Below are 9,841 nucleotides of genomic sequence, written 5' to 3'. Positions count from 1 at the left end.
AGTTACCAATGACTATATTTGTAGAAATTATCATCACAATATGAGCAACAAGGAATCCAACATAGAGAAAATGAATTTTGATACATTCATACAAGCGGTCGGTTCGGAAATAGAACAGGCACAAGTAAGGCTGATTGTTGCAGCCAATGCACAAATGCTGTTCCATTACTGGAAGATAGGCAATTACATCCTTTATCACCAGCAGCTGCACGGATGGGGAAGCAAAATCATCAAGCAGTTGGCAAAGGCTATCCGACTGCATTACCCTGAAAAGAAAGGCTATTCGGAACGTAACCTTACCTATATGTGCCAGTTTGCAAAAGCATATCCTTTAAGAGCGTTGCAAAGTTTCATAGAAACAGATGCAAGCCTGTCTGTCCCAACCATACAGAGTGTGACCAATGAAGTATTAAAACTGAATGACAAGCAATTTACGCAGGAACTTACTGCGCAAATACAATCGATTGATTGTCAATCATTAGCAATTACGCAGGAAGTTCCTGCGCAATTTGAAGATGTGGGAAAAACCGTGTCTGCCATTTACAGGATGGGAATCAGGGAAATAGAAGAAGTTTTCTTGACCTCTCCTATAGCCAAAATAAACTGGACAAGCCAAATGACTATACTTGACAGTTCGCTACCTTTAGGTCTAAGCTACTGGTACATGAAGCAGTCTGTGGAAATAGGATGGAGCAGCAATGTATTGAAAATGCAAATTGACAGTGATTTGTATAGCCGACAAATCAGCAACAACAAGGTAAACAATTTCACGACCACACTTCCGGCTCCACAAAGCGACCTTGCCAATTACCTACTCAAAGACCCGTACATCTTTGATTTGGCAGGAGCCAAAGAAAAAGCAGACGAAAGGGATATTGAAGAACAGCTGGTGAAACACGTTACCCGCTACCTGTTGGAAATGGGCAACGGTTTTGCCTTCGTTGCCCGGCAGAAGCACTTCCAAGTCGGAAACAGCGATTTCTTTGCCGACCTGATTCTATATTCCATTCCGTTGCACGCATATATCGTGGTAGAATTAAAGGCTACCCCATTCAAACCGGAGTATGCAGGATAACTGAACTTCTACATCAATGTGGTGGATGATAAACTGAGGGGAGAGAATGACAACAAGACTATCGGGTTGTTGCTATGCAAGGGAAAAGACGAAGTTGTGGCACAATACGCATTGACAGGCTATGACCAGCCCATCGGCATCAGCGATTACCAATTGAGCAAAGCGATTCCCGAGAAACTGAAATCAGCGTTGCCCAGCGTGGAAGAAGTGGAAGAAGAACTGGCCTCTTTCCTTGACAAAGACAATAACACTCAAAAATAGTTGCGTCCATGAAAGATGTAATTACAACGCTGATTCCCCGATACGGAGAATTGAACAGAATATATAAAGACTGGTTTGATAATAAAGGTTTCTCTTTTGAAAAGCAGAAATTCATTACCAAGTTCTATCTGGACTACAATGATGTAACGGTTCTTGAAACAGCCATTCTTGAACTGGTGTTTCATCTTCCACAGGAGCAATACACACTGATTCTGAATAGCCTGAAAAAGGAAGTATGCGAAAACATAAGTTATTACAAGAAAGGATGTATGCCGGATGAACAGACCGTTTACAATATCTGCTTCCGAGTTTCAGAAATCTATAAAGAAGCCATAGAAGAACAGCAATACAAGACGACCAAGCTCCATGCTCCGCTAAACGAAGCATACCACCGATACGATTCCATAGGTTATCGGGAACACACTGCAGAGGATGAAAAGCGTGCGGAAATGGAATATGAACGGTGCAAAGATGAATACGAGGAGAAAAAAAACAAGCTGACCGAACTCTACGATCTGCAAAAACAGACCAGAGAGAAAGCCCTGCAATATGCAAAAAGCCGTTTCAATGAAATCTATCGGCTGGGCTGCCACCTCAAAGAGACATTGGCGAAATATGTATTTGATGAAACAAACGAGCCGGAAGAGCCAGCCGAACAAGAACCAAATGCCCCCAACATACAGGAAGAAGTGCTGGGAACGAAACAGACTGAGTATTTCAATATGGAACTGCTTTCGCTCATTCATGTAACCTGCGTGGGAGAACAGTTCGAGAATATTTCCGAACATGATTTCTATACCTGCATGAACCTGCTACCAAGCGACACCAAACCCCAAATCAGACCGAGAGAAAAAATACGTACCTGCTATCTGATATTCCTGATGAGCGAAAAACTGCCCAAACAGGACAGGGAGAATTGGAAGAGGAATATCCTGAAAATATTGGATATTGAGGAAAGCTACTACAAGTCAAAGTACAAAGAGCCTGTTTCCGATTTCCCCAGTGACAGCAACCGGAAATTTGCCAAAGAAATGGATGGTATATTCCGATAATCTGTGATATGCCCTGACATTTTACGAAACAACCACTTTTACCACTCAAATTAAATTTTTGAGTGGTATTTTTATTATCTGATATTCAGATAAATAACAAGATATTCCATTTATATCAACCACATCCTTACCACTTACAACCCTACCTAATTTTGCATCGTTCGAGAACAGAGATAACAGCCAGTGCGCAGGGCTGATTGTTAAACGACTAAATAGATTGAACGATGAAAAATCTTCAAGAATTATTATCAAAACCCGTCTGGCAGATGACAGGTGAAGAGTTCATATTCCTAAGTAAGCACGCTTCCCGTCAAACGGAAACGCAGCCACAGCCCATTACAGACACAGAAAGAAAATATGTGTACGGAATACTGGGCATAGCCAAACTGTTCGGGTGCAGCCTACCCACCGCCAACCGTATCAAGAAAAGCGGAAAGATTGACAAGGCAATCACTCAGATAGGACGTAAGATTATCGTGGATGTTGAGCTTGCCCTTGAACTGGCTGGAAAGAAAACAGGAGGACGGAAATAACGGGAGGCATGGCTATGGACTATATGAAAGAGACTAAGGAAATATCGGCTGAAGAAGCCATAATCCTTTGGCAAGCCTCACGTTTGAGCCTGTCGAAAAGTTATGAGAAAGCACCTGAAATCCTTAAAGTACATGATTCTGTCATTGGGACATTGGGTAATTTCAGCGCATCCATCGGCAAAGCCAAAAGTAAAAAAACGTTCAATGTATCGGCTATCGTAGCCGCTGCATTGAAGAACGGCACAGTGCTGCGGTATGTGGCTGAACTGCCTGAAGATAAGCGGAAAGTGCTTTATGTTGATACAGAGCAAAGCCCTTACCATTGTCTGAAAGTCATGACGCGCATTTTGCGAATGGCTGGTTTGCCAGATGATAGGGACAATGAGAATCTTGAATTTCTTGCCTTAAGAAAATACACGCCTGAGCAGCGTATCAGGATTGTGGAACAGGCTATTTACAATACACCCGAAATCGGTCTTGTAATTATAGACGGCATACGGGATATGGTGTATGACATCAACAGCCCCAGTGAATCAACACGCATCATATCCAAGCTGATGCAGTGGACGGACGACAGGCAGATACATATCCATACGATACTGCATCAGAACAAAGGGGATGAGAACGCAAGAGGGCACATTGGTACGGAGTTGAACAACAAGGCGGAAACCGTATTGCAGGTAGAAAAGGACAAGGGCAACGGTGACATCAGCCATGTTTCAGCCATTCACATCCGGGCAATGGACTTTGAGCCTTTCGCATTCCGTATCAACGACAAAGCCCTTCCCGAACTCATTGAGGGATACAAACCTGAAACAAAGAAGCCGGGAAGACCCGAAGAAGAGAAGTTCGACCCTTACAGGCATATCACCGAGCAGCAGCACCGTATCGCATTGGAAGCCGTTTTCGGGCTGAAAGAGGAATACGGCTACAAGGAACTGGAAGATGCCTTAATCAAGACCTATATGTCAGTGGGTGTAAAGTTGAACCATAAAAAGGCGGTATCGCTCATCACCATGCTCCGCAACAAACGGATGATAGTGCAGGAGACAGGCAGAAAATACACATTCATGCCTGACTTCCACTATTAGCCCATTTCCCTGCAATCACTTCACTTTATTCTCGGGGTGTATATATTAGGAATATAGTGAAGTGCTTGGGGAATGGGACTAAATCACTTCACTTTATTACCGTATCCTATATATACGAGAATTTAGTGAAGTGATTATAGACCGTACTTCCTAAAAAGGTACGGGCAAAAAGAAAAATAAACCAATTCACCAACTACTAAAACAATCATTTTATGGATATACAGACAGCCAAGCAAATCAGAATAGCGGATTATCTGCATAGTTTAGGATATTCTCCCGTCAAGCAACAAGGTGTCAATCTGTGGTATAAATCACCGTTAAGGGAAGAAGCCGAAGCCTCGTTCAAGGTAAATACCGAACGTGAACAATGGTATGACTTCGGTTTGGGTAAAGGTGGTGGTATCATAGAACTGGCTGCACACCTGTACGCTACCGACCATGTACCTTACATCTTGAAACGGATAGCAGAGCAGACACCGCACGTGCGCCCGGTATCTTTCTCTTTTGGAAAGCAAAACTCTTCCGAGCCGAGCTTCCAACAGTTGGAGATTGTTCCGCTGTCATCTACTGCCCTGCTTGCCTACTTACAAGGTAGAGGAATTAACATAAAACTGGCGAAAAGAGAATGTAGTGAAGCACGTTTCACTCACAACGGCAAGCGGTACTTTGCCATCGCCTTTCCCAATGGTTCGTGTGGATATGAAATCCGCAACCGCTATTTCAAGGGCTGCATCGCCCCAAAGGAAATCTCCCACATCAGGCAGTCGGGAAAAGCGAGGAATACCTGTTATGTGTTCGAGGGATTTATGGACTACCTCTCCTTTTTGACATTGAGACAAGAGAGCTGCCCAAATTATCCGGAATTGGACGGGCAGGACTACATTGTATTGAACTCCGTATCGAATGTAAACAAGGCTCTCTATCCGTTGGGCAATTACGAACGCATCCACTGCTTTTTCGACAACGACCATGCAGGACTGGAAGCACTCCGGCAAATCCGCATGGAATACGGCAGAGAGCGGTACATCCGGGACGCTTCGCAGATTTACAGAGGATGCAAGGACTTGAACGAATACTTACAGAAACAGATTGAAAGAAAAAGGCAGCTCCAGTCCGCCAAAGGGGTGCGCAGCCAATCACCGGAAAAGAAGAACGGCTTCCAGTTATAGCCCACTATAACTACACGCTTCGCTTTCGTAGTTGTGGGCTCTCCCGAGGGGATTAGGGCTTTGCCCTAATGACCCACTCAGGGCGTTTCACCCCTGAGAACCCCGAGCAAAGAGTGACCCTCTCTTTGCAATCTCCGCTTATGGGTTACCCCTAAGAACCCCTCTGCGAAAGCGAGCAAAGTAAATCAATTGTAAACAAAGGAAAGAAGCTATGGCAACAAAATCAAGCATACATATCAAGCCTTGCAACATCGCATCGAGCGAGGCACACAACCGAAGGACTGCCGAGTATATGCGTAATATCGGGGAGTCCAGAATCTATGTCATTCCCGAACTTTCCACCGATAACGAACAGTGGATAAATCCCGACTTCGGCACTCCCGAACTGCGAACTCATTATGACAATATCAAGCAAATGGTCAAGGAAAAGACCGGACGTGCCATGCAGGAAAAGGAAAGGGAACGCAAGGGAAAGAATGGAAAGATTATCAAGGTGGCGGGATGCTCACCCATCCGTGAAGGAGTATTGCTTATCAGACCGGACACCACACTGGCTGATGTACGCAAATTCGGTGAAGAGTGCCAAAGACGCTGGGGCATCACTCCGCTACAGATTTTCCTGCATAAAGACGAAGGGCATTGGCTGAACGGTCAGCCGGAAGCAGAAGACAAGGAGAGCTTCCAAGTCGGTAACAGATGGTTCAAACCAAATTATCATGCTCATGTCGTATTCGACTGGATGAACCATGAAACTGGAAAGAGCCGAAAGCTCAATGACGAGGATATGGCAACCATGCAGACCCTTGCTTCCGATATTCTCCTGATGGAACGTGGACAGGCAAAAGCTGTCACAGGTAAAGAGCATCTGGAACGAAATGATTTCATCATTGAGAAGCAGAAAGCCGAACTGCAACGTATAGAGGAAACCAAGCGACACAAGGAACAACAAGTAAGCCTTGCCGAACAGGAACTCAAACAGGTAAAAGCAGAGATACGCACGGACAAACTAAAGAAAACAGCCACCAATGCTGCTACCGCCATAGCAAGCGGTGTAGGTTCTCTTTTCGGAAGCGGTAAGCTGAAAGAACTGGAACATCACATCGAGCAGCTACATCAGGAAATTACCAAACGGGACAAAGCTACTGATGAATTAAAAATTCAGATACAACAAATACAGGAACAGCATAGCAGACAAATTCGTAATCTTCAAAGAATACATAATCAAGAACTTGAAGCCAAAGACAAGGAAATATCACGATTGAGCACCTTGCTTGAAAAAGCCCACAAATGGTTTCCCATGTTCAAAGAGATGTTGAGAATGGAAAAATTATGCGCTGTTATCGGGTTTACCAAAGACATGATAGAAAACCTCTTGACAAAGAAAGAATCCATACAATGTAGTGGCAAAATTTATTCCGAAGAACACAGGTGGAAATTTGACATCAAGAATGATATTTTTAGGGTTGAGAAACATCCGATGGATAGTGGTAAGCTTATGCTGACCATAAACCGACAACCCATAGTACAATGGTTTAAGGAACAATGGGAAAAGTTACAGCAGAATCTACGTAACTCGGTGCAGAGAGAGCAAAAATCCAGAGGATTTAGAATATAGAATAGCCTATTATTAATAAAATCAAGTATCTATGCATCCAAACAGATTGTTTTTATTACAGAATCAAAATCCTAAGAATTTATAAAAAATGAAGCCTAAAGAAGTTTTGGAAAAATGGATAGATTGCTTTAACAAAGCAGATGCTTATCATATAGCAGAGCTGTATGCTACTAATGCAGTAAATCATCAAGTCGCAAACGAACCAATAATAGGTAAAGAATCAATCTACAAAATGTTTGTGAATGAATTTGCCACTGCTAAAATGGTTTGTATGGTGGAAAATATTTTTGAAGATGGCGAATGGGCTATCATGGAATGGAAAGACTCTCTTGGACTTCGTGGATGCGGATTTTTTCATGTAAAAGATAACAAAATCGTCTTTCAAAGAGGGTATTGGGATAAACTTTCATTCTTGAAGCAACACAATCTTCCAATTGAATAAGTACTATCAGAATACGGACTGGGAAATTGAAATACCCAGTCCGAGTTATATAATGAATTTTACTTGTTAAACTATTTAAAGTCAGTTGGATAACAAACCATACCTTTCACATTCTCAGTAGCTCCAGGTATTAATTCAGCCACCATGCAATATTCATGAGAGACTTCGAAAGGAAATTCAATTCCTAAATCGATAGCCTTGCGATAGCCAAATCGAGGATAATACTCTTTATGCCCCAATACGACTGCTGTGCCGTAACCCAAAAGTGCTGCCCTCTGATGGGCTTACTGAATCAACATCCCCCCCCAATTCCCTTACGCTGGAATTCCGGCAAGACTGCCAATGGAGCTACACTCAGGGATGTGACAGACTGGGTGTCACTGTCTATCTTTACTTCTGTAAGTAAGATATACCAGACAATTTGTTTTTCTGTCATTTTCTTGTTCTTATCTAATTGTTAGGCTCATTGTTGTTATACATTGTTTAATTATAGATAAATCGTGAATATCCTTCTCTCTTAAATCGTAGCCCGAATGGAATACTTGTTGCCCTTTTGCAGAAATGCAAGGGATGCTTCTGCCTTCAAAGACTGCTGTTCCAAAATAGTCCGGTTGAAATTCATACCAGCCTCCATCCAAGTCGGCTTGTTTGGAAGTGCCGTCCGCATTCAAGACAAAAGGATGGATATCAATATAGCCTAATTCTTTGCTATACAGTTCCACACGGGTGGGCAACCAATTTGTTTCAATTTGATATCCTCTCTCCTGCAAAAGATCAAGGAGTTGGTCTGTATAATTGGCATCAAAATCAATGTCAATATCTCTATGCAAGCGGGTTTGCTGTCCGTACAAGACATCCACTCCCCAGCCTCCATCCAACCAAAACTGCATGTCCAGGCTTTCCAACAAGTCCAAAACTTGAAATAACTCTGTAATCGTAGTGTGTTCTTTCTTTGTCATATAATAATTCTTTAATAAATAATACTATGCGTAATTATCCAACTGCTTGATTGAAGAAATAAAATTTGCACCCACTCCAATCAGAAAGATAACCCATCCGCTGATCATAAAGACGGATGTGATACCCCATGCTTCCACCCAATATCCTGAAGCTACGATACCCAGCATTGATGGAAAGGTACTCAAACTAAAGATGAGAGAAAAAGTCCGTCCAAGCATGTCCGAAGCCAAGTTCTGCTGAATAATAGCGATGAAAAGCGCATGGTAAATGGAATAGGCTATGCCTCCTGTAAATGTTAGGCAAACAAAACCTATAAATGCGCTTGATGGTAAATAACTGGCGCTAATCAGATACAATCCCAATATCACATAAGCCGTATGCATCACTAATGTTTGCTTGCTTTTCAAAGCCTTACAGGCAAGTACTAAACCGCCCAACAATGCCCCTGAGCCCCAACCCATTTCCACAACTCCCATTTGCAAAATGTTTCCGTTGAAATGCAGAAGCGTCATAAAAGGAAATAACGTAAAAACAGGCATAAGGACAAAAGTCACCAGCGTAAAGCATACGAATAAAGGCAAAATGCCCATTGTACGCCGCAAGGTATGCCAACATTCCGTCAGTTCTTTTTTGAAATCTGGAAGAACTTTCGTTTTTTGAAGAGAAGGAATCTGGACACAAAGTAAGGTCAGACAAGCAGCAACAGCTCCGATCACATCTATGAGCAGAATATACTGTATGGGAAGCCAAACAACGAGGCTTGCCCCTACAACGGGAGCTATCACCTCACTGAAGGATTGAATGGAATGGTACAAACCTGATACCCTGACAAGATGGTGCTTGGGAACCAGTAGAGGGATGCTTGCCTGTAAAGCAGGTGCATGAAACGTACTGCCTATTGAACGATAAGCAGTCAATAGATAAAAAAAAGAAAGGTCTTTATAACCCTTGGTTATCACAATAAAAAGACATAGGGTACAGAACGCGATGAACAAGTCCGAATAAAACATCGTTTTCTTTCGATTCCATCTGTCAACATAGACCCCGGTAAACAAGCCTAATACAAATTGTGGTAAAAATCCAGCTAAAATAGCCAGAGATAAAGCTGTCGGGGATTTAAATTCGTTGCTAATCCAAAAAATAATGGAGAAGCCAACAATCGTACTTGTTAAAATAGATATGAGTTGGCCTATTCCTATCACGGCCAAAGTTGATTTCCAATGATTCATTGTGCTAATATTTCATGCGTTTATAGATAAGTACTTTCGTACATTAAGCAAAACGAAATTCTATCCACACAAAAAACTTGTATTATAATCCACTCCTGACGTTGGAATACAATAACAAATACTTTCAGGACGATGTAAAGTCCTGAAAAATCAAAGTGAATGGATAGATAAATATTAGTCTTTTCTCATCGGATTCTTTTAATATCGCTACTCTTTTATTATGTAGTGGTTGTATTATCTTAAATAAAACAAAAACACCAGACTTTACATTCTTGGGTGTAAAACTGGGTGTTTGTTTTGCAATCTGCTGATTTTCAGCGTTTGTTGCGGAGAGGGAGGGATTCGAACCCCCGGTACCTCGCAGTACAACGGTTTTCAAGACCGCCGCAATCGACCACTCTGCCACCTCTCCAA

At 42.4% G+C, this 9,841-nt stretch carries 8 protein-coding genes, 1 tRNA gene and 1 pseudogene; 7 read left to right on the top strand and 3 right to left on the bottom strand.

The features are described from left to right. The first annotated feature begins 40 nt into the window (after nucleotides 1-40). The 7 genes and pseudogenes from I2I33_RS19915 to I2I33_RS19885 all read left to right on the top strand — a co-directional run bounded on the left by I2I33_RS19915 (nucleotide 41) and on the right by I2I33_RS19885 (nucleotide 7,238). Nucleotides 41-1,336: pseudogene (locus I2I33_RS19915) on the top strand (PDDEXK nuclease domain-containing protein). A gap of 8 nt (nucleotides 1,337-1,344) precedes the next feature. After that, complete coding sequence (locus I2I33_RS19910; RefSeq protein WP_004308775.1) at nucleotides 1,345-2,388, top strand: hypothetical protein; 1,044 nt, start codon at nucleotides 1,345-1,347, stop codon at nucleotides 2,386-2,388. Between the two features lie 224 nt (nucleotides 2,389-2,612). Next, nucleotides 2,613-2,921, top strand: a complete 309-nt coding sequence (locus tag I2I33_RS19905; protein WP_004308776.1) for a DUF3853 family protein — start codon at nucleotides 2,613-2,615, stop codon at nucleotides 2,919-2,921. Nucleotides 2,922-2,935: 14 nt separating this feature from the next. Continuing rightward, the gene (locus I2I33_RS19900; RefSeq protein ID WP_008766855.1) at nucleotides 2,936-4,012 is read left to right on the top strand and encodes an AAA family ATPase; all 1,077 of its coding nucleotides are present in this window, start codon (nucleotides 2,936-2,938) and stop codon (nucleotides 4,010-4,012) included. A 212-nt stretch (nucleotides 4,013-4,224) separates the two neighbouring features. Further along, complete coding sequence (locus tag I2I33_RS19895; protein ID WP_004308778.1) at nucleotides 4,225-5,181, top strand: toprim domain-containing protein; 957 nt, start codon at nucleotides 4,225-4,227, stop codon at nucleotides 5,179-5,181. A 211-nt stretch (nucleotides 5,182-5,392) separates the two neighbouring features. Continuing rightward, entirely contained in the window at nucleotides 5,393-6,796 is a 1,404-nt protein-coding gene (locus I2I33_RS19890; RefSeq protein ID WP_008158731.1) for a hypothetical protein, read from the top strand. 88 nt (nucleotides 6,797-6,884) lie between these two features. Then, nucleotides 6,885-7,238, top strand: a complete 354-nt coding sequence (locus I2I33_RS19885) for a nuclear transport factor 2 family protein (RefSeq protein ID WP_004308780.1) — start codon at nucleotides 6,885-6,887, stop codon at nucleotides 7,236-7,238. Between the two features lie 446 nt (nucleotides 7,239-7,684). Here I2I33_RS19885 and lnu(AN2) read toward each other — a convergent pair whose 3' ends face one another. From lnu(AN2) to I2I33_RS19870, 3 genes are all read right to left on the bottom strand, one after another. Continuing rightward, the gene (gene lnu(AN2) / locus I2I33_RS19880; RefSeq protein WP_004308783.1) at nucleotides 7,685-8,197 is read right to left on the bottom strand and encodes a lincosamide nucleotidyltransferase Lnu(AN2); all 513 of its coding nucleotides are present in this window, start codon (nucleotides 8,195-8,197) and stop codon (nucleotides 7,685-7,687) included. A gap of 24 nt (nucleotides 8,198-8,221) precedes the next feature. After that, entirely contained in the window at nucleotides 8,222-9,427 is a 1,206-nt protein-coding gene (mef(En2), locus tag I2I33_RS19875; protein WP_195666892.1) for a macrolide efflux MFS transporter Mef(En2), read from the bottom strand. A 327-nt stretch (nucleotides 9,428-9,754) separates the two neighbouring features. Beyond that, nucleotides 9,755-9,839 (bottom strand) — tRNA-Ser (locus tag I2I33_RS19870). Nucleotides 9,840-9,841: the final 2 nt, after the last annotated feature.

It is taken from the genome of Butyricimonas sp. BSD2780061689_150309_C8, from assembly GCF_015560935.1.
GTDB lineage: Bacteria > Bacteroidota > Bacteroidia > Bacteroidales > Marinifilaceae > Butyricimonas > Butyricimonas paravirosa.
This window is presented reverse-complemented; position numbering and strand designations above follow the sequence as displayed.

What these genes read in the sequence shown, in the direction of transcription:
- I2I33_RS19910 (WP_004308775.1), top strand. Translation starts at nt 1,345, where the DNA reads ATGAAAGATGTAATTACAACGCTGATTCCCCGATACGGAGAATTGAAC.
- I2I33_RS19905 (WP_004308776.1), top strand. Translation starts at nt 2,613, where the DNA reads ATGAAAAATCTTCAAGAATTATTATCAAAACCCGTCTGGCAGATGACA.
- I2I33_RS19900 (WP_008766855.1), top strand. Translation starts at nt 2,936, where the DNA reads ATGGACTATATGAAAGAGACTAAGGAAATATCGGCTGAAGAAGCCATA.
- I2I33_RS19895 (WP_004308778.1), top strand. Translation starts at nt 4,225, where the DNA reads ATGGATATACAGACAGCCAAGCAAATCAGAATAGCGGATTATCTGCAT.
- I2I33_RS19890 (WP_008158731.1), top strand. Translation starts at nt 5,393, where the DNA reads ATGGCAACAAAATCAAGCATACATATCAAGCCTTGCAACATCGCATCG.
- I2I33_RS19885 (WP_004308780.1), top strand. Translation starts at nt 6,885, where the DNA reads ATGAAGCCTAAAGAAGTTTTGGAAAAATGGATAGATTGCTTTAACAAA.